We start from the raw sequence: 24,735 nt of genomic DNA, 5'->3' as shown, positions 1-24,735 counted from the left end.
TGCGCGAGATGATGGAACATCAGCAGGATAGCGTCCGGCTACAGGCCGAACTTAACGGCGGTCAGCTTAACGGCGAGACGCGGATTGAGGAGCACGGACGCCTGCTGGCGGTGCTGCGCTATCGGCAGGGCGTGCTGCACGGCGTGATGGAGCGCTGGCACCCTAACGGGCAGCTTGCCATGCAGCAGGCGTACTGTGAGGGCCGGCCGGACGGTGTGGCCCGCTACTTCTCGCAAGAAGGGACGCTCTTACGTGAAGAACAGTGGCTTAACGGTCAGCTGCACGGCGAATGCCGCAGCTTTTATCCTTCCGGACAGCTACAGGTGCGCGAACAGTGGCATCAGGGATTGCGTCACGCGCTCAGCGAACAGTTTTACCCGGACGGCACGCGGGCGGTGCGTCAGAATTATGAAAAAGGGATGCTGAAGGGGGACGCGGAGCGCTGGTTACCGGACGGGCGCGGCATTGACGCCAGCGGTAAACCGCAGTCGCGGATCGGTAAATGGACAGAGCGGCTGTGAAACGCTCCGCGCTGTCCGTCAGGCGTTCAGAACGTGGGTAAACCCAGCCCGCGTTTGACTTCATGAAGCGTTGCCTGGGTTACCTCATGCGCCCGCTGGCTCCCTTTTTTTAGCATCGCCATCAGCATACCTTTATCCTGAATAAAGGTTGCCCGCCGTTCACGCATGGGGGCGATCAGCGTCTGCAGACACGCCTCCAGCTCGTTTTTGCAATTACGATCGCCAAGCCCGCCCTGCTGATAGTGCTCCTTCATGGCTGCCACTTTCGCTTTATCCGGATGAAATGCATCAAGGTAGGTAAATACGACGTTCCCCTCGACCTGTCCGGGATCGCTGACCTTCAGGTGATGAGGATCGGTATACATCGCCCCGACCGCCCGGTGGATCTCCTCTTCGCTGGCAGAAAGCAGCAGCGTGTTGCCAAGAGACTTTGACATCTTGGCGCAGCCATCAATTCCGGGGAGCCGACTGGTATCGCTGAGAATGGCCTGGCAGCGTTGTAGCACCGGCGCTGGCAGCAGGCTGTTCATTTTATGCACGATCTCATTGGTCTGCTCGATCATGGGTAACTGATCGTCGCCAACCGGGACATATTGCGCCTTAAAGGCGGTAATATCCGCGGCCTGACTGATGGGATAGGCCATAAAACCCACCGGTAACGAGCGGGCAAATCCTTTCTGAGCAATCTCATTTTTCACCGTCGGGTTACGTTCCACGCGAGCCACGGTGACAATATTCATGTACAGCACCGTGAGTTCGGCGAGGGCCGGTAAAGCGGATTGCAGGCAGATCGTGGTGAGATCCGGATCGATATCCGCCGCCAGATAATCCGCTAATACTTGCGGAATGTTGTCACGGATCTTCTGTGGATTGCTGCCGTTATCGGTTAACCCCTGCAAATCGGCAACCAGCACAAACTGTTGATGCGTATGTTGCAGGGCGACGCGCTGACGCAGCGAGCCGACGAAATGACCAAGATGTAGCGCGCCGGTTGGGCGATCGCCAGTAAGAATGATGGGTTTGCCGTGCATAAAGACTCCTTCGTGGACTAAGAGCCTGGCCCGTCAGGTCACTGTGCCTGCCATTTTGAACCCGGGCCGCGCTCGCCATCCTCACGTACGCCGTGTACGCTCCGGGTGCTCCGCGCCATCCGTATTCAAACTGCCTGCGCCATAATGCCTGGCAGGCCAGCCTCTGAAAAAGCCGAAAGACGTCTCTGAAATGCAATAGCCGCCTTTCGGCGGCTATCTGAATGGAAAAAACAAATCCGTGCCGCCTTAAGAAGGCAGCCACCAACGGTAATAATGTGAAAGGGTGACGGACTGTTTGCTGTTCATCTTTTTATCCTGCCACGGTAACACGATCCGGTCAATGTGATAGCGGTAGCCGAAAGGGGGCAAAACCGGTTCGCTTTCGCTGCGCTATGACTTTTACGCATAGCCTCTAATAAAACGGCATTTTTTACATACACATCAGGGTGATAGTGTCTTTCTGAATGACGGCGAAAGAACGGAGGCAGGCGATGAAACATACCATTGGGATTCTGGGCGGCATGGGGCCAGCGGCAACGGCAGACATGCTGGAGAAATTTGTTGAACTGCGCAGCGCCAGCTGCGATCAACAACATATCCCGCTTATCGTCAGCTCAATCCCGGATATTCCCGATCGCACGGCCTGCCTGCTTTCTGGCGGTCCCTCTCCCTGGCACTATCTTGAACGTTACCTGCACATGCTGGAGGACGCCGGGGCAGAGTGTATTGTTATCCCCTGCAACACCGCGCACTACTGGTTCGACGATTTACAGGCGGTGGCAAAGGCGGAGATGATCAGCATTCTGGACGCCACGCTCAGTGAGATCCCACCCGGCATGACGCGCGTCGGCCTGCTGGCAACCCACGCCACGCTGGCGACGGGGCTGTATCAGAAAAAAGCCATGGCTCAGGGACTCTCCCTTGTTCAGCCGGAAGAGGACGGACAGGCGCAGGTGATGGAGGCGATTTATGCGCTGAAACGCGGTGATAAATCCGCGGCGCAACGTTTGCTGTTCCCACAGGTCGGACAGCTGATTTCCCGCGGCGCCCAGGTCATTATTATGGGCTGTACCGAGATCCCGCTGATTGTCGCGGGGCATGAGCAGGAATTTGGCTGTCGGTTTATTGATTCCACGGCATCGCTGGTCCGGGCCGCTATTCGCTGGTATGAGTCCTGGCCGGATACGCAAGTCGATCCATTCCTGGCCCAGGCGGTCTGCGCCTGAGTCAGGGGACGGTATGCTGGTTGCGTAGCTCCTGCCAGAACCGCTCTGCCAGCGTGTTCATCCGCGTGTCCATGCGGTAAGCGTAGGCCTGGATAGGGATAATCAGCGCGTCCTGATCCAGCACAATTAGCTGCCCGCTGCTGATTTCCTGACGAATGGCATATTCCGGGAGCCAGGCGATTCCGCAGCCGTCGAGCGCAACCTGTTTAAGCAACTCACTCATTGAAGAGACAAAAAACGTGCTGAAACTCAGTCCGGGATGGCGGGTCAGCGTGCGATTGATCAGCCTGCCCATGTAGGAGTTCTGACTATAGTTGAGCAGCGGGAAATGAGCCTGATCGAGCGTGTATCGCGGTTGTCCGCGTTCATCGCTGGCGCAGACGGGAAACAGTTGCGATTCGAACAGGCGAATATTGGCGAACGGCGGCTGGAGCAGATTTTCGTCGTGATAAGAGAAGATAAAATCGCTTTGGCCTTCCCGCAGCATGTCCACAGCCTGATCGACATCGATCGCCTCAACCGCCCAGGTAAACTGGGTGGGCATCTGCCTGACGATACCGGGCAACAGGCCGAGCGAGAGGGAGTGCGCGGCGGCAATCTTGATTTTACGTAGCGTGAAATCGCTGCCGCCACGGAGTTCAGCCAGGTTGCTTTCCAGCTGTTGTAGCAAATGGCGTACCTGAGAGTGAAAGATTTTCCCCTGTTCAGAGAGTTGCAGCGGCGAGACCTGTCGATTGAACAATTCAACCCCTACCGCGTTTTCCAGCGCGCGAATGCGGCGACTGAAGGCAGGCTGCGAGACGTTACGGATAATCGCTGCCTGAGAGAAGTTTCGGCACTTTTCCAGGGTCAGGAAGTCATAAAGCCATTTTGTTTCAATGTTATACAAGCCAGCACCACTCACATCCATTTATCATTACCTGTCAGCCGTTCGCCTGCGCCATTTTACGGGCATTCGCACGGCTGACAATCGATTGCTCTTACTCGAAGGTGCCTTTCACGCAGGCCTTACCGTCAACGACCATCCGTTTGCCGCGGGCGTAAACCTGCGCAATGCGCAGCTCCGGAGTCATCACCAGCAGGTCGGCATCGTTACCGGGGGCGATTTCGCCCTTAGCGGAAAGGTTCAGGAACGCGGCAACACTGGTGGTGAGCGGACGTAGCGCATCGGTCAGGGTAAATCCGTAATCGTTCACCAGCGCCTGTACGGTTTCCAGCAGGCTTTCGAAGCCCGCCACGCCGATTCCGGTGAGCTTTCCGGTGTCGTCGAACAGCGGCTGGCTGCCGTTACCGTCAGAGCTGACGGTAACCCGGGCAAGCGGGACACCGGCTTTTACTGCGCGAGCCACACCCTCAGCAGACGCGATCGGATCGGGAATGCCGCTGGTGATATCGATGGTGCCGCCCTTGATCGCAAAGGCCAGCGCTTCTTCAAACAGCGCCTCATTGCGATTCACATGGGTGGGAAGCAGCTTGCTCATCGGCACATCGCTGTTTTCCAGAATGTCGTACAGCGGTTTGAGTCCTTTTTTGCTGTCGCCCATATGGAACACGCTGACGCCCGGCTTGCCGCCCAGCAGGCCGCCAACGCGGGATTCCGCCGCCATATTAGCCAGTTGATAATCGCCGGGGGCGGCAGAGCGGTGATCGGACACTGCGCATTTCACGCCGATAACGCGGTCAATCAGCGCCACATCTTTCTCCACGGAACCCGTAATGGTCGGGGAAGGCACGTGGTAAGCGCCGGTCAACATCCAGGCGGTGATCCCTTCTTCATTCAGCGCCCGGGTTTTCGCCAGCAGCGACTCCGGATGGCGGGTCACGGAGTCGGTGCCAAGCAGACCAATGACGGTGGTGACCCCGGCTTCGGTCAGTCGGCTCAGCCTGACCTCCGGCGTTCGGGTGGTGGGGCCTGCTTCGCCGCCACCGCCAATCAGGTGAACATGCTGGTCAATAAAACCCGGACACAGAATCTGTCCGCTGAGATTGATAACCTTACAGTCCGGCACTATGTGAGGAGGAATATCGCGTTCTACGGCAATAATCTTGCCGTTGGCGAGAAGTACGTCGCAAATCCCCTGGTCTTCTGGCGCGTAAAGATGCGCCCCCTGTAGCAGCGTAAAATCTGCAACGGATAAATCAGGCATGGTAACTCCTTACTAAACAATGATCTGCATGACCCAAATCGACAGCAATGCGTTGATGGCGCATACAGCGATGATGTGGGGATAGTATTTGGCGTTCACTTCAGCGGTACCGAGGCAGCGACCCACGTTCTGCACCGGGTTGCCCATCAGATAGATAGCCGGGAGCAGGACCGTCACGTCGTGGCCGTTTAATGCGCCGGCAGCGAGCAGACTGGCGGAAACGCCAACCGCGCCGCCCATACTCATCAGCGAAGCCAGCAGCACCGTGGCGGCTTCACCGGGAAGTCCCCAGAGTGCCATGACGGGCTGAAAAATGTGTCCAACCCAGTCAAGTAAACCGGTAATTTTCAGCGCCTGAATAATCACGAACGCCATGACCACGTTAGGCAGCAGGTTGGTGGTGGCAATGGTAAAGCCGCGGCGGGCACCGTCGATAAACATGTCCATGACATTTTTACGTACCTGAGTGGTCATGCTTGTGCTCCTTGCGTTGGGTTACGGCGTTCTTCAAAGTTGATCCAGATACGTAGCAGATTGGCACCGACAAATTTAAAGACCAGAATCACGGCCAGCGGGACAATAACCGACGTTCCCAGAAAGGCGAAAACGGCGACGCCAGAGGAAAAATAGTTGGTGATAATGGCGCTACCGCTGGTCTGGTACGCGGCAAAAATGACCTTGTCGCGCTCGGTGATTTCGCCATCCTGCGCCAGTTCTTTCGTCATACCGGCAGCCGCATCGGTATTTTGCAGGTTAGCGATGAGCGCCAGCGAGCAAATACCGGGGATCCCCAATAGCGGCTTTAAGACAGGGGTCATCAGTTGCTGAGCCGCACGCAGTCCGCCAAGACCGTCGGTAATGGAAATAATGCCCAGTGAGAGGATGACCGACGGAGCGAGTTCCAGCGCAAAGAGAAAACCATCTTTTGCGCCAGTGCCGGTCGCGCCGCGGAATGTCACGGACGCTTGTCCGGCGCCATTGGCGATTTGGCCAAATGAACCGTTCAGCACGGTAAAATCAAAAACGCGCCACCAGCCTTCCGATCCGGAAAATACGCCGGAAAAGAAGATGATGGTCATAAAAAATGCAAGATACCCTTTAATGCCGACTTTCTCTGTTGCAAGCGGCATCGCCGCCTGTTCCCCTTGTTGCGCCATTGCGAACCCCGTTATTTTTTTGATGATGTGTGTTTGTTGCGACAGGCCAGAAGCGGCCCGAATCGCAATGACCTTATCAGCCATGAGGGTATGGGGAAAATGCAAGAATGTTTCGCGCCATGCGTTTATTGCATAGCGCGGCAGGCAGGATTACTGTCTGAGCGGCATGGCGCTGATTATCGCGGCGCAAAACAAGGCTGCCGCGCCGCACAACGTTGCATCCACGATCGCGTCCGTTCCCCCCCTGAGCCAACTGGTCAGCAGCGGGCCGAGAATTTGTCCGATGCCATAGGTCAGTGTGACAAAGCCCAGCAGGTTGATGTTTCCCGGCACGCTGAGCTGGCGGGCGAGGGTCATGACCAGTGAGACGGTGCCCATAAAGGTGGCGCCAAATCCCACGCTGCTCAGAATGAGCAGCGGCGGGGAACTGCTGGCGATACTCAGGAGGACGCACAGGCTTTGAATCACTAAATTCAGCGTCAGGCTCTGTAACACTCCCCAGCGCCTTGCCGCCCACAACCAGCCAAAACACCCCGGAACAATGGCCAGGCCGACCAGCGTCCAGAGATGGATCGTGAGCAGCGGGGAACCGGCATTTTTTGCCATCAACGGCAGGTAGGTGGCCACAATGATGTAACCGAAACCCGCCAGTCCGTACAGCACCGCCAGCAGCCACCAGCGCATGGGGTGCTGCTGGGGGGTTGCCAGCGGCGCTGGCGTATGGGCGTCAGTGCGCGACGGAAGCAGCAGCGCCAGCAGAAGGATCGGCAGGACAGAAAATATTCCAGCTCCTGTCCACAGCGCGCGGGAAGAGAGTGCCCCGTTCAGCCCGGCGATCACATATTCATTCCCCAGGGCGATCCCGATCCCCACCCCCGAAAAGAGGGAGGCGATAACAAAGGGATTACGGGTGTGTCGCAGGACAATTGTCGACCCAAAAATCAGCATCCCGGCGCTGGCGATCCCGGCCAGAAATCGTACCAGCATGATAACCGCGGGTTGAGTGAACAAGGCCATAGCAAAGAGCAGAAGTCCGGTTGCGATCGCCGAACTTAACAGCATGGCGGTTGAACGTCCTGGAAGGTGAAAGAGGCTAAAGGAAAATAAAAGGCTTCCCACCAGGTAACCGGCATAGTTGACGCTGGCAATCCACGAGAGTTGTGTAAAGCTGAAGTGACCTTCAGAGAGTAAAACAGGCAGCATTGGGGTATACAGAAAGCGTCCGATCCCCATTCCGACAGCCAGTACCATCATGCCGAAAAAGGCCGTCTTAAGGGCGTCGCGGTCGGTGATGTGGTGTTGCGGGTGCATATTTTGTCGGTTCCCTTAGAACCAGTCCCATCAGACGGCTTTGTTCGCCATTTTGGGGGCGGAGCGCTGTCCGATCCCCGACAGGCTTCACCCGCTACGGCCGATGGAATAAGTTCTTATTCTTATGATTTGTGCTTATGCTAACAAGAATAACAAATTCATAACAATTGGACAGGGGGAATGTGAGATTAATGAGGCGGCTGTTTCGTAAAACGATAAAACAGGTTCGGTTCCCCGACGATAAAAATGTTTCCGTCGGCGTCCAGGGCAATGCCCTCTGCCTGCTTGATTTCGCGCGCCAGGCCGTGGCTGCCTTTCGTTAGCGGTAATTCTCCCACCACGTCGCCAGACTGCGTGACCTCTTTTAACACTCTGGATTCATGAGACAGAATAAGCAGCGTTTTGTTTTGCGGATTAAATTCCGCGCCGGAGATATCTTTCACATCGAGATTGCGTTTCAGGGCGCTGTCTTCTGTGATTTCCAGGTTGTCGTCTCTGAGTAACCCCGTGATCTTGTAGATCTCAATGGGATCTTTCTCTTTAAAAAACCAGAAGGTTTTCTCCAGCGGCGAATAGGCTAGCCCTTCAAATCCGCTGTTTGTCGGCGTTTTTTGCAGGGCAAGAGTGAGCGTCTTCAGCACCCTGACCTCCGACTTATCGTTCAGGGTGATGGTGTAAATGGCGTAATCGCTCTCATCGCTGATAACAAAAATGTCGTCGCGAATATATTCGATTGTCTCGGTATCTTTCACAAAATCGAGCGGGATCGTGCGGATAAGTTCACCCTCTTTGCTGAGTTCCACAATGGTGGGTGGCTTGTTGATCGTGCTGTAGAGGGTACCGCTTTTCTCTGACCAGGTGAGGGATGAGATATTCTTTTTAACGCCGGTTATCACTTTGCCATCAATGGTTGCCCGGTAACCGTCGAGCGTTGAGGGGGGGCGATCCTGATAGTAAATCGCCATACCGGCAATAATCATGACCAGAAGCGCGCCTGTAGCGACGACGCTTTTTCTTCGCAGGGATATCCGTTTCATTAGGCTTCCATCTAATATCCCTGTCATACGTCAGGTTGTTGCCGCGTTGCCTGGCCTTCGGGACCCGCGCAGGCGCTGTTCAAAACGACCAGGCCGTGTTGTCCCGCAACTCGAATTATTTAGGGCGTAAAATCAATGAGATATTCAGGCAGTATATCTAAAAATCTTAAGCATTCCTTAACACCATGGTCGGAATCGGCTATGCGAGTGATATTGTGCTGTGCCACATCACAAATCTGACGTTCTGTGATATCACTAGCCGTCTGCAACCGGCTAAGAGGATAAGGATATGTGGCAGACGCGTGCGCTGGAGCTGAATAATCAGGCCTACTGGAACCGGGAGAAAGCCTGCGAGCTGGTCGAATGGGCCGTGAAGCACGAATTCAATACGATAATCGTCGGGCAGACGGATTTGTTTGACAAGCTGGTCTCCCCAAAGGGCTATACGCCGCATCAGTATAACGATCGTCTTTCCAGCCAGCAGCGCGCCCGCTGTGTTTACCTTAATCGACTTGGGCAGCTGTGCCAGCAAAAAGGGCTGCGTTTCTATCTCCAGGCCAAAGAGTTTAACTTCCCAACCGACCTGCTGCTGGCACATCCGCATCTGTTTGAACCGGGCCGTGGCGTGCGGTTCGACGTCGATTTCTGGTGCGGTTATCTGGCCGATAAAGTGTCGCTGATCTGCCAACGGATCCCGTCGCTCAGCGGCCTGCTGATAGCCATTTCAAATACCGATGGTCTTCTTCCGGTTTCGCGCCCCAACTGGGAGCTCCAGTCGGAAGAAGAGGCCAGCCAGCCGCAGCGCGATGAGCGCAGCTTTGCTATTTACAGCCGCTGTTTCAACACCCTTTCCCGCGTGATGCAACAGGAAAACAAGCACCTGGTGCTGCGGGTGTTTCCGGCGGGCAATCACGATCTCGGCAACGTACTGGAGGCCATCCGTCCTCTGCCGACAAGCGTGAGTGTGTCAATCAAACTCACCCCTGAGCGTTTCTGGCCATCGTTTCCCAATAATCCTGCGCTGCTGGCGGTGCAGGAGCGCGAGGTGTGGGCGGATATCGATCTGGTGGGCGAAGAGGTGGGATGGGGGATCTTTCCGTTTCTGCGAATTGATGAACTACAAGGGAGATTACTGTGGTGTCGCGGCAATCCGGCGATTCGCGGGGCAGTATGTAAGGCCAGTTGGGAGGGCGTGGATAACCACTGGATTATCGGCACCCTCAGTGAATGTAATCTGGTGGCCTGTAGCCGTCTGCTCGTCAGCCCTGACGCCGGTCTGACCCAGGCACAGCTGATAACATACTGGCTGGATGAAGCCTATGGCTGGCTGCCGGATGAGCAGACTTTTGCGGCTTTCTGCTCTCTGCTGGAGCGGGCAGGGCAGGTGTTGTACAACGCAATATACGTTCGTGACCACGTCTTCCATCGTCACAGCCAGGTGCCGGAAAGCTACGGACAGGCGGTGTGGAGCCTGTACGGACAGCTCAATCGCAGCCACTGGCTGCCGGGTTCGGAGCGGGATATTTTCTTCAGCCGCAGCGATGTCGACACCTCTGCGGCCTGCCTTTCGCGCATTGCCAGTGAAAAGGACGAAGCCGGCGTCGCTTCGGTGGCCTTGCGTGACGAAGCGCTACGTTTCGCACAGAGTGCGGCCTTCCCCTGGGCGCTTGAGCGTCGCTGGCGGGAAGAGTGGGAGGGATTCGCTCTCTATTGCCATCTGTTTTTACATGCGCAGAAGGCGTTTTTCACCCTGCGTTTTGCCCACGAAGCGGAGAACAGCTGGAGCATGCGTGAGATCTGCCAGATTAATATTCAGGAGCTGTATCGCAGCGCCTCGGAGATGGACGATTTCTGTACAAAACATGCGGATGCCTCGCCGGGTTTGCACGTGTTATTTGATGCTTCCCGCGTGCGCGCCCTGGCAGACAGCCTGAGCGCGGAGCTTAAGAGCCTTAAAGGGTGATTCACGTCACGAAAAATTTGCCGATGCAGGATTTATTGTGATTTTTATCACATCACAGTCCCTTCCCCCGGAACGGGCTGTGACCCTCATCACGCAGAAAAGCCTCTGCTTCTGCGGATTGTGAGTTGCCAGGCATATCCCGATAATCCTCAATAATGGCCGCTCGTCTTAATAAGCGAATCCGCCGATGATGCCCGCATGGCGCATGAGGTCCTGCGGGAGATGAGGAAATATGTCACAGCGTGACTGGCAGTTAGAACAGGGCGATGCGATCGCCCGTTTTTTGTTTTCGCCGCTCAAAGCGGAACGATTCGCTGAGTTTTATACCGGAGAAGGAGCGTTACCGGACGCCGATGAATCATATTGTCGCCAGGTGTTTCGCCAGAGTATGGCACAGCGCGTGGTCGACCCCGACAGGGCGTTGCCCTGTTCGACGATCGCCGTGGCTGATGAACGCGGTATTGTTTCATTCTCCGATTTCAGCCCGCGTCCCTTCCACCATCAGCGCTGGTTGCAGGTCGATCTTTATGCCCCGTATGCGGGCAACTTTTCGTTTCGCCTGGCGACCTGCGGCGCTATCCGGATCTGGCGTTCGGGCGTGCAATGTGTTTGCTTCACGCCGTTAAGCCGCAATCTGATGTCGCAGACCGAATGCGAGCTGCCGCTGCTTGCCGGTAAGAACCGCCTGCTTATCCATCTCGATCAACTGGCGGAACGCGACACGCTTTGTGCGTTGCAGATCCTCTATCAGGGAAGCGTTCCTCTTGGTTTTGGGCTTACTGATGCCCGTAACCTGCCGGAGTTCCAGTGCCTGCCGCCGCGGGTTGTGAATCAGAGTGATGAGTCAGCCCGCCGTCTGCTCACGGTCATGCAGCAACGGGAATATGGTCCCTATGCTGAAACGCTGTTGTTAAACACGCTCAGGCATATCAGCGCCAGGGAAGAGTGCTGTGTTTTCTCGGTGCTGCCGTTATTGCAACTCTGGCGTTTTCATCAGGGGGAATACTTCCCCGACGTGCTCTGGCGGCGGGTGAAATCAACCCTGCTGGGCTTTCGCTACTGGCAGGATGAACGAGGCTGTGACGCGATGGGGTTTAGCAGTGAGAATCACGCGCTGGCCTTCCATGCGGCGCAGTATCTGGCGGGGCAGTTCTTCCCGGAAGCGCTGTTTGTGGCCTCCGCCCGCAGAGGACGTGTGCAGCAGGCCGTTGCCAGAGAGCGGCTGGCGTCCTGGTTTGCCAGGGCGGAAACTCAGGGGCTGACGGAGCGGAATCACCCCGCGTACTACCCTACCGATTACCGGGGGCTGTTGGCGCTACAGGAGATGGCCGACGACATAAAACTGCGCAAGCGTGCGGGTCAACTGGCAGAAGGAGCACAGGGATGAATAGGGAAGCGCTGATGGCGACGCTGGATCGCGTGGTACGCGGATTTTGTCGGCTGAAAAATCTCGATGAGATCGGAACCAGCGACGGATTCGCTATCCATTTTGAGGAGTGGGAATGGGAGATCGGCGTGGGCCTGTACGGTTTCTGGCGTTTCGCTGACTTTCAGCAGGATACGGCATTACAGCAGTCGATCCTCGCCTGGTATGAAGCGCAGATCGACAACGGTCTGCCAGAGATGCAGATCAACACTACAGCACCGATGATCGCCCTGGCGCTGGTGGCCGGGCATCACCAGCGCCAGGATCTGCTGAAGGTGGTGAATGATTGGGCCGATGCGCTGCTGCGTGATCTACCTAAAACCGAAGAAGGCGGGTTTCAGCATGTGGTGAAAGAGCAGCCCAATACCGGACAGCTGTGGGATGACACGCTGTTTATGACCTGCCTGTTTCTCGGCGTGGCGGGCATTGTGCTCAAACGTCAGGAGCTGATCGACGAAGCGGGGTACCAGTTTTTGCTGCATACCCGCTATCTCAGCGATCCGGTAAGCGGCCTGTGGTATCACGGCTGGACGTTTGTCGATAAGCACCATTACGCGGGGGCGTTCTGGGCACGGGGTAACGCGTGGATCACCGTGGCGATCCCGGAGTTTCTTGAGCTGATGGGCGAGCATCTCGATACCAGCGTGCGGCGCTTTCTCTCGCAGGTGGTGGCACGTCAGGTACGAACATTGTGTGAACTACAGGCTGACAACGGGATGTGGCACACGGTGCTTGACGATCCGTTTTCTCCGCAGGAATCGTCAGCCACGGCGGGTATTGCTTACGGGATGCTGCGCGGCGTGCGGGCGGGGATTCTGGAACCGTCGGTGAGTCCGTTCGCCCTGCGCGCGTTTGAGGCGGTGAGGGGACGTATTGACGACAACGGGCTGGTGCAGGAAGCCTCACGCGGCACCATGCTGGGCTGGGATATTCAGTATTACTGCGACATTGCGATGGCGCCCGTACCTTACGCGCAGGCGCTTACCATGCTGCTGCTGCTGGAGATGGAGCAGGGGAACTGGCTGAAATCTACGGCGCGCTGAAGCTCGCCACGCACCGCCAGTCGCCATTCTCCAGGCGATAAATCGACTCGGTGTGCCCGGCAATGACCCACTGCTTCTCCTTACCGGCAGGACAGGTCAGGTAAATACACAATCCGCATCCTCCGCGCAGCTGGCGGGGGATGTCCGCGACCCGAAAGGCCATCCCCTCAGCCTGCAACGCTTTACGGGTCTGAATGACGCCGACAGTGGAGTGAAACAGGAACAGAAACTCCGTCATTCGCATCTCCTCTGGCGCTGCCCAATCAGCGCAGCTCCAATGGCTCCGGCAAACTGTGCGTCAGGATGGGTATGCACCGTCCTGCCGACATGACTTTCCAGCATGCGGGAAAACGCTGAGCAGTGGCTGACGCCGCCGGTGAACAACAGCGGTCCTTGTGAAGATAGCCGCCCGATAAAGTTGGCGCTCCGGCGAGCCATTGCGTTGATCACGCCCGCTAAAATCGCTTCCGGGGCGACCCCCGCAGAGCGCAGGCTGATCACCTCTGACTCGGCAAAGACGGTACACATACTGCCGATCGCGTGCGGCGCCACGCCAGCGGTAATCACATCCAGTTGCTCCACGCTCGCGCCCAGCGTGCGCGAAATCACTTCCAGAAAGCGCCCGGTTCCCGCCGCGCATTTATCGTTCATCAGAAAGTCGGTGAGGTTGCCATCGTCATCCAGCTGGATCACCTTGCTATCCTGCCCGCCGATATCGATTACTGTGCGGGTGGCGGGCGCAAGTAAGCGCGCCCCCAGCCCGTGACAGGAGATTTCGGTGACCTGCTTGTCGGCAAAATCGACTAACTGGCGACCGTAGCCGGTTAAGGTCAGAAACGGGCGTGTTTCCAGCCCTGCGCCGAGCGCTTCCCAGGCTTCGCGAATCGCATCGGCCGGGCGAAATGGCGTAGGACACAGGAAGCGTCGCTGAACCACGCCGTCTGCCAGCAAAATACCTTTTGTCGCCGTTGAGCCGGAATCAATACCTATCGAATACGTCACGCCTGCTCCTTACAGCATTTCGATAAAGGCCGCGACGCGGGTGCTGAGCTGGCCGATGTCCGAAGTGGAGTAGTCTGTTTCGATGGCGATATAGGGAATGTTATGCTGCTGACGAACGTGACGTTTAATTGCCAGTGATTCAACGGCATAGGTATGGCAAGCCTGTAAAATGACATCCACCACGCCATCCGCCTGATACTCTTCCACCATCTGGCTGAGCAGCGTTAAGCGTTGGTCGTTCGGCGAGATACAGGAGCAGCCGATGGCGAGGTATTTATCGGTTAGCGCGTCGTACACATCACCGGTTTCCGCAACGCACTGTTCGGTGGCCTTCGCGCCGGTGCAGTTTTCGAAGCCGACCACCCAGCCGCCATTCTCTTCAATGGCGCGCACCACTTTTTCCGCCGCGCCGCCAATCGGACAGCCGGTGATAAGAATGCGCGGGCGGGCGTCCAGGCGTTTGCCTTCCTGCCAGTCCTGACGCACGCGGTCAGCCATGCTGTTCAGCTCATCGATCAGCTCGTCTTTATCAAAACGGAAGGTTGCGCCATACACCACTTTCAGGATATCGCTTCCGGAGAGCGCCGGGGGGTTAAGCTGCCCAAGACGGTAGAAATTTGCCAGCGCACGGCGTTCGCGGTTTTTGAGGATAATCGCCTCGCGCAGCGCGGCTTCGGTGACTGGCGTACCAAAACGCGCCTCCACCGCCTGTTGCAGACGCAGGATTTCCGCTTTCCACAGCGCGCGTGACGCGGCATCGTTCACGCTGTTAGGCAGCTGCATGACGTGTACCGCTTTAAACCCGGCCATGTACTCGTACATTTTCTTTTTGCCGTCGCAGGTGGTTTCCCCCACCACCAGATCGGAAAAGTAAAAGTAGGGGCATTTATCGGTTTTACCGAAGCCGTAGCTGCTTTTTATTAGCGGACACAGGTTGCGCGGCAGCTCTTTTTCCGCCTCTTCGATGGTTTCGTCGGAGGTTGAGCACAGCGAGACGACCACTGCCCCCGCCGCCATCGGGATCTCCGACGGCATGAAGGTGCAGTAGGTTCCCACCAGCGGGATACCCTGCTCTTTGAGATCCATTACGGTAAGAAAGCCTTTCTGGCGAGCTTCAGAGAACTGGTCGAAAATGACGGGTAGATCGGTGATAAGCGACATAGATTTTCCTTCCCCGTGACACGGGAGATGTTGAAAAGACCCTCGCATTATAACCATGTTAATATTGTGTAATTATTGATCTCCCGCGCAATAAATCGTCATAAGATTTTCTTCAGATCCATCTCTTCCTGGATGCGTTCGCCCCACGCAAGATGGGTACGAATTGCCTCTTCAATACCGGCGTTGTAGAACGCCGGTCCCAGTTTTTCAATAATAAAATCAATGAAGAACTCGGCATCAAACTGCTCAAGTTCCAGATCAAAATGGTCGTTACAATAGGTTTCAAGCGCCTCGCGCAGACGGTCGCGCTCCGCCGGGGAGAGGGTGATGTCAGCCATGGATTCTCCTTAAAAGCCAATCAGCGTCGGAATTTGCGACAACAGATATAACACCAGTCCAATCGTCCCGCCAACCAGCGTGCCGTTAACGCGGATAAACTGTAAATCTTTACCAATATTGAGTTCAATCTGCCGTGACATATCCCGCGCATCCCAGCTTTTTACCGTATCGCTGATGTGCCGCGTCAGGAAGGTAGCAAACTCTGGGGCAACGCGGAGCGCCGCCTGTTCAAGATGCCCATTAAGCGATGTCCGCAGCGCTTCATCGGCAATCAACGTCTCGCCAAACCATTGCCCGGCATTGGCAATTCGCTGTTTCACCCGCGAATCTGCGCCATTGATATCCGCTTTAAGCCATTCGCGCAGATCGGCCCACAGCTCGCCAAGATAGCGGTTAAAGGCTTCATCCTCCTTCAGATACTCTTTGATGCTTTCGGCACGCAGGGCCATCTCCGGATCGTTTTTCAGCTTGTCGATAAGTCTGAACGTCGCACGATCGAAAGCGTGGCGGATCTGGTGCGCCCGATCGTGGCTGATGTCGTCGAGCAGCGAATTAACCGCATCGGAAACCAGTTCGGCGCTGTGCTCGCCCAGCCACTCTGTCGGCAGGATTTTGGCTTTGAGCGGATGCTCGGTTTCCAGCCAGCGCACTACCTGCCGGGCGATGAACGTCCGCGAACTGTCACGCTGGAGCAGGGCGATAAGCTGGGCGATAAGCGTGTCGAGCAGCACCTGATGGCGATCGTTTTTGGTCATGCTTTCCAGCATTAATGCGCTGGTGCCGGAGAGATCGACTTTATCAATCGCCTTATGCACCGCTCGTTTCAGCAGGCGCTGAATTCGGGCATCGTCGGTCAGTTCCAGAAAACCGCTCATAATCTGTAGCAGATGCTGCCCCACCCGCCGGGCGTTATCCGGCTGGCTGAACCAGTTGCCGATCAGCAGTGCCGGTTCGTGGCGGCGAATCAGCGCAACCAGAGACTGGGTATCGAGAAATTTTTCCTGCACGAACTGGCCGAGGTTTTCGCCAATCCGGTCTTTATTACGCGGGATAATGGCGGTATGTCGGGCAATAAACGGAATGGGGACGCGGCGAAACAGCGCGACCACGGCGAACCAGTCGGCCAGCGCGCCGACCATCGCCGCCTCAGCAATGGCCTTAATCCCGTTCACCCAGACGTTGGGCGGCAGAAAGAGCGTGATGACAAACGTGGTCGCCGCAATCAGCAGCAGGGAGAGCGCCAGCAGTTTAGCGCGTTTGAGTTCAGCGATTTTATTCATAGGGTTAAGAATAGAGCCAGACGGGGGGATCGTGCAAAAACAACGGCGTTCAGCCTGGGATCCAGTTATCCCAGGCGGGTAGCGTACCCAGCTCCGCCACCAGAAAATCGATAAATGAACGCACCTTCGGGTTGCTGTATTTACTCGGAAAATAGAGCGCATAGAGGGTATGCGTTTCGCAGGTGATGGTGCCGTCGAGCATCAGCGGTGTGATCTCTTCCTTCTGGATATGATCGCCAATCAGGTAAGTAGGCAGATAAGCCACGCCCTGATCTTCCAGCACGGATTTCAGCAGTACCAGGCTGCTGTTGGCCTGAATCGGCATGTGTAGCTTTAACTGGTGCAGGCGATCCTGTTCGTCAGCGACCTTAAGCACCGGGGTGAGTCCGGGATAGACCAGGCAATCATGGTTTACCAGATCGACGCGGCGCTGCGGCATCCCTTTTTTTGCCAGATAGCCGGGGGAGGCGCAGTAAGCCCAGCGAATCGGCACGAGCTTACGCATGGCATAGTTTTGTGGCGGCGCGGTGGAGATGCGCAGGGCGATATCGAAATCTGTTTCGTTCAGATTCACGAAGTTATCGTTGAGATCGATGTAAAGATTCACGTCCGGGTACTGTGTACGGTATTTATCCACCAGATTCACTAACCGGGAATATCCAAAGGCAATTGAACAGGTTATGCGTAATTCACCTTGTGGGCTGTGATAATAACCGGAAGTGGTATTTAGCGCTTCATCAAACTCGTTGAGTAATTTCGTGGCCCGATTAAATAAATATTGTCCGGCATCGGTCAGGGTAATACTGCGGGTGGTGCGTTTAATTAACGTCGTACCTAACGTCTCTTCCATTGCCGCCAGGCTTTTACTGACCGCCGAAGGCGACACGTTAAGCTGCGTGGCCGCTTCAGATAATCCGCCGCAATTCACGATCTTGATAAAAAACTCTAAATGCTTCAGGGAAATTGGCGCGCTCATTGTTTCCTTTTATTCACAAGTGATTTGCGAAAATGGTACGACAAGGCCGTTACATTGGCATTTGAAACATGTAACTATTGAATCACAGGAAACAACTCTCTGACAAAATGAAAAAATAACAACTTAAGTGAGTTACGTCACAAATTAAAAAGGAGGCAAAAGCAGAAAGTCTAAAAATTGTGAATTTAATCTCATTTAATATACCCCAATAATGCGAATTGCATGAAAGCGGCAAGGGCGCGACAAATTCGTCAGGCGCGAACCTCAGCCGCCAACGCACAGGCAATTTGAAGTATGACGGGTAAAATATTTTAATTATAAGGTGCCTGTTATGTGGTCACGACTCGAACCCTACAGATCTTCTATTATTTTATTACTCGCTCTGGTTGTCGGCGGTCTGTTCGGTATTTATGCGCCGACGTATGCAAGCAAACTCCAGCCGATAGGTCAGATTTTCCTGAACCTGTTATTCATGATCATCGTTCCGCTGGTGGGAATTAGCGTTATGTCCTCTATCGCCAGTATGACCGACCTGAAACGTCTGGGACGCATTATGGCGGTCATCTTTATCGTCTCCATCGCGATGGCTTTTATTCCGGCCGCCGGGATTGTGGCGCTCGCGCTCTGGTATAACCCGGCGCAGGGGGTAACTATCGATCTTTCGCAATCCGTGCAGGCGGGCAGCGGCAAGATGGACTTCGTCAGTATGATCACCACCAGTGACTTTATCGGACTGTTTTCTAAGTCCAATATTCTGGCGCTGATCGTGATGGCGATTATCGCCGGGATCGCCATAGGGCAGTCGGAACAGGCGGGCAAACGCATCGCCTCGCTGCTCGAAGATGCCAATACGGTGATCATGAAGATCGTGGCGATCATCATGAAGGTTGCCCCCATCGGACTTGGCTGCTATTTCGCCGCCACGATGGCCAGTCAGGACTCCGGCCTGCTGCTGACCTTCGCCCGGGCTATCGGCCTGTTTATGGCTGCCACGCTGGTTTACTACATCTTCGGATCTGTTCTCTACTCTTACATTGGCGGCGGGATGCCTGCGGTGAAGGCCTTCTGGCGTAACGCCATTGAACCTTCGGTCACCGCGCTGGGGACGTGTTCCTCGCTGGGGACGCTGCCGGTCACCCTGCGTGCGGGCAAAGCGATGGGCATTAACCCGGAAATCGTGGATGTGTCCATTCCGCTGCTGGTGAACCTGAATAAAGGCGGCGTGGCGATGATTGCCGCACTGAAGATTGTCTTTATCTATTCCGTCTTAGGCATGGAGTTCACTACCGAGACGTTCTTCCTGACAATGCTGATTTCCGTACTCTCGGCGATTATCGTCGGTGGCGTACCCGGTGGGGCATTCCTCGGTGAGATCTTTATTGTCACCACGTTGGGCTTGCCGATGGAGGCTATTCCGATGCTGGTGGTGCTGGGTACGATTACGGATGCACCCGCAACGCTTATCAACGTGATTCATGATTTGAACGCGGCGCAGATTGTGGAGCGCTTTTCCGGAAAGAAGCCGGTGAACGCTGACATCAATACCACGCCCGCTGTGGTATAGGTTTTCCGCACGGATTAAGGAAGTAACAGGAGACGTTATGAAAGATTCAGTTAAGCTCGACACGCAGTTAATCATCGCCGGACGCGATAAACGTTACACCCAGGGGGCGGTTAACCCGGTGATCCAGCGCGCGTCTTCACTGGTGTTTGATACCGTGAAAGACAAAAAATTTGCGACGGCCAATCGCGCGAACGGCGAGCTGTTCTACGGTCGCCGTGGGACGTATACCCACTTCGCGTTCCAGAAGGCGATGAGTGAACTGGAAGGCGGCGTCGGCTGCGCGCTCTACCCCTGCGGCGCAGCGGCAGTGACGAATGCGATTCTGGCCTTCGTGCAGGCAGGCGATCATCTCCTGATGACCGGGGCGGCCTATGAACCTACGCAGGATTTCTGCAATAAGATCCTGAGCAAGTTCGACGTATCAACGACCTATTACGATCCGCTGATTGGCGCGGGCATTGCCACACTGATCCGCCCGGAAACCAAAGTGGTGTTCCTCGAATCCCCCAGTTCCATCACCATGGAGGTCCAGGATGTTCCGGGCATGGTGAAGGCGATTCGGGCGGTGAATCCGGAGATTGTCATTATGATCGACAATACCTGGGCGGCAGGAGTGTTGTTTAAGGCGCTCGACTACGGCGTGGATATTTCGATTCAGGCTGGCACCAAGTACACCATTGGTCATTCCGACGGGATGCTGGGAACGGCGGTGTCGAATGCCCGCTGCTGGGATCGTCTGCGGGAGAACTCCTATCTGATGGGACAGACGCTGGATGCTGATACTGCTTATAACGGCAGCCGCGGCTTACGCACGCTGTCGGTACGCCTGAAACAGCACCAGGAGAGCAGTATCCAGATTGCCCGCTGGCTGTCGGCTCGCCCGGAAGTGGCGCGGGTAAATCATCCGGCGCTGCCGGAATGTCCGGGACACGAGTATTTCCAGCGTGACTTTTCCGGTAGCTCAGGTCTGTTTTCATTCGTGCTGAAAAAGCGACTGACCGATGAGCAGATGGCAAACTTCCTCGATAACTTCTCGCTGTTCCATATGGCCTATTCGTGGGGGGGATTTGAGTCGTTGATTCTGGCAAACCAGCCGGAAGAGCTGAACAGTATCCGTCCTGCCGGTGATGTTGATTTCAGCGGCACGCTGGTCAGGGTGCATATCGGCCTGGAAGATGTGGGCGATCTGATCGCCGATCTGGACGCCGGATTTGCGCGTATCGCTTAAAAAATCAGGCCCCGCATGGCGGGGCCTGCACTTATTTCTCTGTTGCCAGCTCTGTTGCCTCATGCTGGCGCACACGCTGTAGCAGCCCCTTCAGTGTGAACACCACCGCAATTCCTGCCACCACGGCCAGCAGGTGAAACGGAAGCCGACCACCGTTAAACCACAGCCCGCGACCTATTTCGACGGAAACGGCCATCACGGTCAGTATCACCATGTTCAGCGAGGCTGAGACGGTCCCTTTCGGCAGGTTATTGGAAAACAGCGTGAAGCGGAACAGCGTCGGGAAAATCATCCCGATACCAAACGCGTACAGGCTGGTACCTAACACGGACCACAGCCAGACGTGTGGCCACAGCAGGTTTCCGGCAATCAGTACCGCCAACCCGCTCAGCTGAATGGGGACGGCTCTCCAGATAAAATGCGGCGCGGTGGGATCTTTCACAAAACGCGCAACAATCATGTTGGCGATAATCACCGCGCCAAACACCGGAACCTGTGCCCAGGCGAACTGTGAGGTCGTCATACCGCCTGCGTCGATCAGGATCACCGGTGAAACGGCCACCCAACTCATCATCGGGATATAGCTCAGAGAGAGGGTTGCCGCGCCGGACAGGAACACGCGGTTGCGAAACACATCGCGAAAATCACGCAGCACGCCAGCGGCGCTGAACGGAACCGCGCCACGCTTCACCGTCTCCGGCATGGCCATCAGCAGTCCGGCAAAGGCCAGAAAGCCCATTACGGCAATGATGCCAAACAGCACCTTCCAGTGAACAAAGTGCATCAACGCCGCCCCGGAAAGCGGGCCGATAATGGGTGCGATCAGCACGATAGAGGTGATGATCGCCATCAGCTTAATCGCTCTGGTCTGCCCGAAAGCTTCCTGTACGGTGACGTAACCCACCGTTGCGATAAAGCAGATGCTGGTTCCCTGGACGACACGCGCCACCAGAAACTGCGTCATTGAGGTCGTGAACAGCGTGGCGGTACAGGCAAGGGCAAAAATCAGGGCGCCCGTTATCAGTACCGGCCTGCGGCCAATTCGATCGGAAAGCGGCCCCAGCAACCATTGCAGCACCATCCCGCCAGCCAGATAAAGGCTGACCGCTGCCGGAGCAAGACTGACATCGGCATCAAATTCACGCACAACATTGATGATCCCCGGCTGGATCAGGTCCGTCGAAAGATAGGCGGCAAAGTCATACAGGATCAGCGCCATCGGGAAGAACAGCGTCGTGGCGTGCCGGGAGAAAAACTCAGAAATCCGTTGCATATAAAACGCACTCCATGTCGGAGAAAACCCATAACGGGAAGTGTAAAATTCAATACCGTCGCACGGACGTCGGGCAGATGATGGGAAAACAGACTGCGGATGCATTGAATTTCACGTAATCAAAAGCACTGTCTGTTGATTCAAAAACAGACAGGAAAACGCGGTCTGATATCCGTCAGAAAGCGTAGCGATTACAGAGAACAATCAGCACATCACACCTCGGGAACGTTAAGTTGAACGGAAAATATACACGTTAAGTGTAATTAAAATTTGATGTTAATCAAAAGAGTTTATCCGGTTAAGAAAGAGGAAATCCCGGGCCTTAACCCGGCACGCAGAGAAGCAAATCATATAAAAAACGCAGCAAGATCCCGCTACCAAAAACGATCAATACCGCCCCGGCCAGACGTTCGATCCACAGGATCCCTTTCGTTAACCGTCGCTGGATCTGCGGCAGGCCGATGCACATTGCGATTAACAGATCCCAGCACAGCACCACGCTTGCCATCCAGATACCGCTGACGGTTTGTTGTAGTAACGTCACCGACGGGCCAAGCAGTGCGGTCATCAGCGCCAGATAAAACAACGCATTCTTTGGGTTGAGCAGTGAGGAACCAAGTCCCAGCAGCACCTGCTTGCCAAAACCAGGACAGGTGGCCTGCGCGTCTGCGTCCGTCAGTGCCTGTGAGCGACTGCGGATCAGCAGGCTGCCAATCCACAATAAATAGAGTGCGCCAGATAGCTCAATCAGCGTAAAAAGCAGGGGGAATTGCCGCAGAATCCCCCAGCCGACAATGGCCAGCAGGATATACAGCCCGTTACCCGCCGCTATCCCGACGCACAGTCCGGCGCTGCCGCGCAGCCGATAACGTACGGCGTAGCCTACCAGTAAAAAGAAATCAGGGCCGGGGCTGAGCAGAGCAACAAAATGCGCCAGCGCCAGTGCTGGAAAAGCAGAGGGAAAGAGTACGGAAAGCAGTGCCATAGCGACCTCAGAGAATGAATCTGAGATCAGCGTACGTCTGACGCAACGCTAATTATTGTCTGATATTGATCGACCCAGCGCATACTGGCGCGGCGTTGCGGCGGTGTAGCTGACAAACGTACGGTGAAAATGACTCTGGTCGGCAAATCCGCTCTGGTAGCCAACGTCGGCAATGTCATCGCCAGCACGCAGACGCTCCCTGGCGAAATCAATGCGTAAGATGTTCAGATAGCTGCCTGGCGTCAGGCCGGTATCTTTTTTGAAAGTGCGGATGAGTGTCTCTTTACGCATGCTGCACTCCTGCGCCAGGTCATCCAGCGAGGGGGGAGTCAGAAGGTTGGTTTGCAGCCGTTCCTGTAGATACTGGCTGGTGGTGCGCTGTTGGCAAGGCTTATCTGACTGCAACGGGAGCAGGTGCAGCAACGCACATACGACATCGGGGAGCCGTGCCGTCTGCTGCTGCTGCATTAACGCAACCAGCCGCAGGTAGTGCTGAAAGGCCGGGGGCTGACGAATCACCGGGGATGGGGCGCTTAGCGATGAATCCGTACTCAGACCGGGCAGGTGTGCCAGGCACCAGCGCATATCCAGATACAGCATATGATAACTGCGATATTGCCCCTCCACAGGGTTACAGCTGTGGGGGACCCACGGCGGAACCACAATGAGATCGCCGGCATGCAGACGGTATTCCTTTCCATCATAAACGCAGCAGGTTTCCCCCTCCAGAATCGCACCGACCGACAGCTGCGGATGGTGATGACGCTTATAAGCCTGCTGGCTGCGCCAGGTGCTGCGCAGCTCCAGCCACGGCAGTTGCTCATCACGCCAGAACGATTGTGGAATATCCCGGGTATGCGTCACATCGTGTCCTCCATGAAAGTGATGATTTGTTATAGCACAGGCCCTGCGGTGAAAAAGCGGGAATGTGCATTGAGGTCGTAATTCTGCGCGATGCGTTCCAGAAAAATGCAGACATTACAAAGGGGCGTTTTTATCCCGGAAATTGTCTCGCAAAGAGAGAAAGTTACAGGTGAGGGTGTGGTTTACCAGCGCTACAGTCACGGCATCTTATTTCCAGGTGACGGATCGCCATGAACAAAGCACCGACTTCCACCCCGCATGATGCGGTCTTTAAAACGTTTTTGCGCCACCCTGAGACAGCTCGGGATTTTCTACAAATACATCTTCCTGCTTCGCTGCGCGAACTTTGCGATTTTCAGACGTTGAAACTCAAGCCAGATAGTTTCATTGAAGAGGATTTACGTGCGTACTATTCCGATGTGCTGTGGTCCGTGAAAACGACGGAAGGTGATGGCTATGTTTATGTGGTGATTGAACACCAAAGCACACCGGATGCGCATATGGCATTCAGGTTGATGCGCTACGCGGTAGCGGTCATGCAGAAACATTTAGATGCCGGGCATCAGCAATTGCCGCTGGTGGTGCCGATGTTGTTCTATCACGGTGCGAAAAGCCCGTATCCTTATTCCCTATGCTGGTTGGATGAGTTTGCTAACCCGAAGCTGGCTCGTCAGCTGTATGCTGTGGCGTTTCCGCTGGTGGATATTACGGTTATCCCGGATGACGAAATAGTGCAGCATCGACGTATGGCGCTGCTGGAGTTAATCCAAAAACATATTCGTCAGCGTGACCTTATGGGGCTGGTCGAGCAAATTGTTTCCCTGCTACTTACCGGACTGACTAATGACAGCCAGATAAAGACGCTGTTTAATTATATTTTACGAACTGGTGATGCACTTCGATTCAGTGAGTTTATTCGTGAGGTTGCCGAACGTTCACCGCAGCATAAGGAGCATTTGATGACGATCGCCGACAGATTACATGAGGCAGGGCTACAAAAAGGCAGGCTGGAAGGGTTACAGGAAGGACGACAAGAAGGGCTTATAGAAGGACGACGTGATGAAGCGCTCCGCATTGCCCACACCATGCTGGCAGACGGTATTGATATCTGCACGGTACAAAAAATTACCCGGCTTTCCGCAGAAGATATTCAGGGTTTAAGTCATTAGATATGAGTTAAATCGCATAATCGCCTGCCCGG

24 protein-coding genes are annotated in these 24,735 nt (G+C 55.4%); 8 read left to right on the top strand and 16 right to left on the bottom strand.

Features of this window, described 5'->3' with window-relative positions; translation table 11 throughout:
* Positions 1-8: 8 nt before the first annotated feature.
* Complete coding sequence (locus tag C3432_RS19335; RefSeq protein WP_258041631.1) at positions 9-521, top strand: toxin-antitoxin system YwqK family antitoxin; 513 nt, start codon at positions 9-11, stop codon at positions 519-521.
* 26 nt (positions 522-547) lie between these two features.
* On the opposite strand, the gene trpS is transcribed toward C3432_RS19335, so the two are convergent.
* Complete coding sequence (trpS, locus tag C3432_RS19330; RefSeq protein WP_103778172.1) at positions 548-1,552, bottom strand: tryptophan--tRNA ligase; 1,005 nt, start codon at positions 1,550-1,552, stop codon at positions 548-550.
* Positions 1,553-2,043: 491 nt separating this feature from the next.
* Between trpS and C3432_RS19320 the strand changes: the two genes are divergently transcribed.
* The gene (locus C3432_RS19320; RefSeq protein ID WP_103778170.1) at positions 2,044-2,778 is read left to right on the top strand and encodes an aspartate/glutamate racemase family protein; all 735 of its coding nucleotides are present in this window, start codon (positions 2,044-2,046) and stop codon (positions 2,776-2,778) included.
* A 1-nt stretch (position 2,779) separates the two neighbouring features.
* Here C3432_RS19320 and hypT read toward each other — a convergent pair whose 3' ends face one another.
* The 6 genes from hypT to C3432_RS19290 all read right to left on the bottom strand — a co-directional run bounded on the left by hypT (position 2,780) and on the right by C3432_RS19290 (position 8,373).
* Positions 2,780-3,688 carry a hypochlorite stress DNA-binding transcriptional regulator HypT gene (gene hypT, locus C3432_RS19315; protein ID WP_103778169.1) on the bottom strand — a complete coding sequence of 303 codons (909 nt, stop codon included), beginning with the start codon at positions 3,686-3,688 and terminating at the stop codon, positions 2,780-2,782.
* A gap of 70 nt (positions 3,689-3,758) precedes the next feature.
* Positions 3,759-4,925, bottom strand: a complete 1,167-nt coding sequence (iadA, locus tag C3432_RS19310) for a beta-aspartyl-peptidase (protein ID WP_103778168.1) — start codon at positions 4,923-4,925, stop codon at positions 3,759-3,761.
* A gap of 12 nt (positions 4,926-4,937) precedes the next feature.
* Entirely contained in the window at positions 4,938-5,399 is a 462-nt protein-coding gene (locus tag C3432_RS19305; RefSeq protein ID WP_103778167.1) for a YjiG family protein, read from the bottom strand.
* On the bottom strand, positions 5,396-6,082 hold the full coding sequence (locus C3432_RS19300) for a nucleoside recognition domain-containing protein (RefSeq protein WP_103778166.1): 687 nt from the start codon (positions 6,080-6,082) through the stop codon (positions 5,396-5,398). The genes C3432_RS19305 and C3432_RS19300 overlap by 4 nt, the downstream gene beginning before the upstream one ends.
* Before the next feature lie 150 nt (positions 6,083-6,232).
* Positions 6,233-7,393 (bottom strand): MFS transporter, encoded by a 1,161-nt coding sequence (locus tag C3432_RS19295; protein ID WP_103778165.1) that lies wholly within the window; start codon positions 7,391-7,393, stop codon positions 6,233-6,235.
* A gap of 188 nt (positions 7,394-7,581) precedes the next feature.
* Positions 7,582-8,373 carry an SdiA-regulated domain-containing protein gene (locus tag C3432_RS19290; protein WP_258041635.1) on the bottom strand — a complete coding sequence of 264 codons (792 nt, stop codon included), beginning with the start codon at positions 8,371-8,373 and terminating at the stop codon, positions 7,582-7,584.
* Positions 8,374-8,719: 346 nt separating this feature from the next.
* On the opposite strand from C3432_RS19290, the gene C3432_RS19285 reads away from it, so the two are divergent.
* The 3 genes from C3432_RS19285 to bglB all read left to right on the top strand — a co-directional run bounded on the left by C3432_RS19285 (position 8,720) and on the right by bglB (position 12,862).
* Positions 8,720-10,393 carry a hypothetical protein gene (locus C3432_RS19285; protein WP_103778163.1) on the top strand — a complete coding sequence of 558 codons (1,674 nt, stop codon included), beginning with the start codon at positions 8,720-8,722 and terminating at the stop codon, positions 10,391-10,393.
* Between the two features lie 232 nt (positions 10,394-10,625).
* Positions 10,626-11,780, top strand: coding sequence for a hypothetical protein (locus C3432_RS19280; RefSeq protein WP_103778162.1), 1,155 nt, complete (start codon positions 10,626-10,628; stop codon positions 11,778-11,780).
* Complete coding sequence (gene bglB / locus C3432_RS19275) at positions 11,777-12,862, top strand: beta-galactosidase BglB (protein ID WP_103778161.1); 1,086 nt, start codon at positions 11,777-11,779, stop codon at positions 12,860-12,862. Before C3432_RS19280 ends, bglB begins: the two co-directional genes overlap by 4 nt.
* Here bglB and C3432_RS19270 read toward each other — a convergent pair.
* From C3432_RS19270 to C3432_RS19245, 6 genes are all read right to left on the bottom strand, one after another.
* Entirely contained in the window at positions 12,849-13,100 is a 252-nt protein-coding gene (locus tag C3432_RS19270) for a DUF3343 domain-containing protein (RefSeq protein ID WP_103778160.1), read from the bottom strand. The two genes, bglB and C3432_RS19270, sit on opposite strands and share 14 nt — an antisense overlap.
* Positions 13,097-13,864, bottom strand: a complete 768-nt coding sequence (yjiL, locus tag C3432_RS19265) for a putative 2-hydroxyacyl-CoA dehydratase activator YjiL (protein WP_103778159.1) — start codon at positions 13,862-13,864, stop codon at positions 13,097-13,099. Before yjiL ends, C3432_RS19270 begins: the two co-directional genes overlap by 4 nt.
* Positions 13,865-13,873: 9 nt before the next feature.
* On the bottom strand, positions 13,874-15,025 hold the full coding sequence (locus tag C3432_RS19260; protein ID WP_103778158.1) for a double-cubane-cluster-containing anaerobic reductase: 1,152 nt from the start codon (positions 15,023-15,025) through the stop codon (positions 13,874-13,876).
* Positions 15,026-15,123: 98 nt separating this feature from the next.
* The gene (locus C3432_RS19255) at positions 15,124-15,363 is read right to left on the bottom strand and encodes a DUF2164 domain-containing protein (protein WP_103778157.1); all 240 of its coding nucleotides are present in this window, start codon (positions 15,361-15,363) and stop codon (positions 15,124-15,126) included.
* 9 nt (positions 15,364-15,372) lie between these two features.
* Positions 15,373-16,644 (bottom strand): DUF445 domain-containing protein, encoded by a 1,272-nt coding sequence (locus C3432_RS19250; protein ID WP_103778156.1) that lies wholly within the window; start codon positions 16,642-16,644, stop codon positions 15,373-15,375.
* Between the two features lie 49 nt (positions 16,645-16,693).
* Positions 16,694-17,620: a LysR family transcriptional regulator gene (locus C3432_RS19245; RefSeq protein ID WP_103778155.1), complete on the bottom strand. Its 927-nt coding sequence runs from the start codon at positions 17,618-17,620 to the stop codon at positions 16,694-16,696.
* Between the two features lie 331 nt (positions 17,621-17,951).
* On the opposite strand from C3432_RS19245, the gene C3432_RS19240 reads away from it, so the two are divergent.
* Both C3432_RS19240 and metC read left to right on the top strand, forming a co-directional pair.
* Positions 17,952-19,184, top strand: coding sequence for a dicarboxylate/amino acid:cation symporter (locus C3432_RS19240; RefSeq protein ID WP_103778154.1), 1,233 nt, complete (start codon positions 17,952-17,954; stop codon positions 19,182-19,184).
* A 37-nt stretch (positions 19,185-19,221) separates the two neighbouring features.
* Positions 19,222-20,412, top strand: a complete 1,191-nt coding sequence (gene metC, locus C3432_RS19235) for a cystathionine beta-lyase (protein WP_103778153.1) — start codon at positions 19,222-19,224, stop codon at positions 20,410-20,412.
* A gap of 31 nt (positions 20,413-20,443) precedes the next feature.
* Here the strand turns inward: metC and mdtM are convergent, their stop codons facing one another.
* The 3 genes from mdtM to C3432_RS19220 form a co-directional block, all read right to left on the bottom strand.
* Positions 20,444-21,685: a multidrug efflux MFS transporter MdtM gene (mdtM, locus tag C3432_RS19230; protein WP_103778152.1), complete on the bottom strand. Its 1,242-nt coding sequence runs from the start codon at positions 21,683-21,685 to the stop codon at positions 20,444-20,446.
* Positions 21,686-22,007: 322 nt separating this feature from the next.
* A complete protein-coding gene (locus tag C3432_RS19225; protein ID WP_103778151.1) occupies positions 22,008-22,670 on the bottom strand; it encodes a LysE family translocator in 663 nt (220 codons plus the stop codon).
* Between the two features lie 48 nt (positions 22,671-22,718).
* On the bottom strand, positions 22,719-23,534 hold the full coding sequence (locus C3432_RS19220) for a helix-turn-helix domain-containing protein (protein WP_103778150.1): 816 nt from the start codon (positions 23,532-23,534) through the stop codon (positions 22,719-22,721).
* Positions 23,535-23,764: 230 nt separating this feature from the next.
* Between C3432_RS19220 and C3432_RS19215 the strand changes: the two genes are divergently transcribed.
* Complete coding sequence (locus C3432_RS19215) at positions 23,765-24,703, top strand: Rpn family recombination-promoting nuclease/putative transposase (RefSeq protein ID WP_103778149.1); 939 nt, start codon at positions 23,765-23,767, stop codon at positions 24,701-24,703.
* Positions 24,704-24,735 lie beyond the last annotated feature (32 nt).

The sequence above is a fragment of the Citrobacter amalonaticus genome, from assembly GCF_002918555.1.
Classification (GTDB): domain Bacteria; phylum Pseudomonadota; class Gammaproteobacteria; order Enterobacterales; family Enterobacteriaceae; genus Citrobacter_C; species Citrobacter_C amalonaticus_A.
The sequence above is the reverse complement of the archived record's forward strand: the minus strand, read 5'-3'. Positions and strand labels throughout refer to the sequence as shown.

Bases quoted from the DNA above. Each gene is read 5' to 3' on its own strand.
- C3432_RS19335 (WP_258041631.1), top strand. From the start codon at position 9: ATGATGGAACATCAGCAGGATAGCGTCCGGCTACAGGCCGAACTTAAC.
- trpS (WP_103778172.1), bottom strand. From the start codon at position 1,552: ATGCACGGCAAACCCATCATTCTTACTGGCGATCGCCCAACCGGCGCG.
- C3432_RS19320 (WP_103778170.1), top strand. From the start codon at position 2,044: ATGAAACATACCATTGGGATTCTGGGCGGCATGGGGCCAGCGGCAACG.
- hypT (WP_103778169.1), bottom strand. From the start codon at position 3,688: ATGGATGTGAGTGGTGCTGGCTTGTATAACATTGAAACAAAATGGCTT.
- iadA (WP_103778168.1), bottom strand. From the start codon at position 4,925: ATGCCTGATTTATCCGTTGCAGATTTTACGCTGCTACAGGGGGCGCAT.
- C3432_RS19305 (WP_103778167.1), bottom strand. From the start codon at position 5,399: ATGACCACTCAGGTACGTAAAAATGTCATGGACATGTTTATCGACGGT.
- C3432_RS19300 (WP_103778166.1), bottom strand. From the start codon at position 6,082: ATGGCGCAACAAGGGGAACAGGCGGCGATGCCGCTTGCAACAGAGAAA.
- C3432_RS19295 (WP_103778165.1), bottom strand. From the start codon at position 7,393: ATGCACCCGCAACACCACATCACCGACCGCGACGCCCTTAAGACGGCC.
- C3432_RS19290 (WP_258041635.1), bottom strand. From the start codon at position 8,373: ATGATTATTGCCGGTATGGCGATTTACTATCAGGATCGCCCCCCCTCA.
- C3432_RS19285 (WP_103778163.1), top strand. From the start codon at position 8,720: ATGTGGCAGACGCGTGCGCTGGAGCTGAATAATCAGGCCTACTGGAAC.
- C3432_RS19280 (WP_103778162.1), top strand. From the start codon at position 10,626: ATGTCACAGCGTGACTGGCAGTTAGAACAGGGCGATGCGATCGCCCGT.
- bglB (WP_103778161.1), top strand. From the start codon at position 11,777: ATGAATAGGGAAGCGCTGATGGCGACGCTGGATCGCGTGGTACGCGGA.
- C3432_RS19270 (WP_103778160.1), bottom strand. From the start codon at position 13,100: ATGACGGAGTTTCTGTTCCTGTTTCACTCCACTGTCGGCGTCATTCAG.
- C3432_RS19260 (WP_103778158.1), bottom strand. From the start codon at position 15,025: ATGTCGCTTATCACCGATCTACCCGTCATTTTCGACCAGTTCTCTGAA.
- C3432_RS19255 (WP_103778157.1), bottom strand. From the start codon at position 15,363: ATGGCTGACATCACCCTCTCCCCGGCGGAGCGCGACCGTCTGCGCGAG.
- C3432_RS19250 (WP_103778156.1), bottom strand. From the start codon at position 16,644: ATGAATAAAATCGCTGAACTCAAACGCGCTAAACTGCTGGCGCTCTCC.
- C3432_RS19245 (WP_103778155.1), bottom strand. From the start codon at position 17,620: ATGAGCGCGCCAATTTCCCTGAAGCATTTAGAGTTTTTTATCAAGATC.
- C3432_RS19240 (WP_103778154.1), top strand. From the start codon at position 17,952: ATGTGGTCACGACTCGAACCCTACAGATCTTCTATTATTTTATTACTC.
- metC (WP_103778153.1), top strand. From the start codon at position 19,222: ATGAAAGATTCAGTTAAGCTCGACACGCAGTTAATCATCGCCGGACGC.
- mdtM (WP_103778152.1), bottom strand. From the start codon at position 21,685: ATGCAACGGATTTCTGAGTTTTTCTCCCGGCACGCCACGACGCTGTTC.
- C3432_RS19225 (WP_103778151.1), bottom strand. From the start codon at position 22,670: ATGGCACTGCTTTCCGTACTCTTTCCCTCTGCTTTTCCAGCACTGGCG.
- C3432_RS19215 (WP_103778149.1), top strand. From the start codon at position 23,765: ATGAACAAAGCACCGACTTCCACCCCGCATGATGCGGTCTTTAAAACG.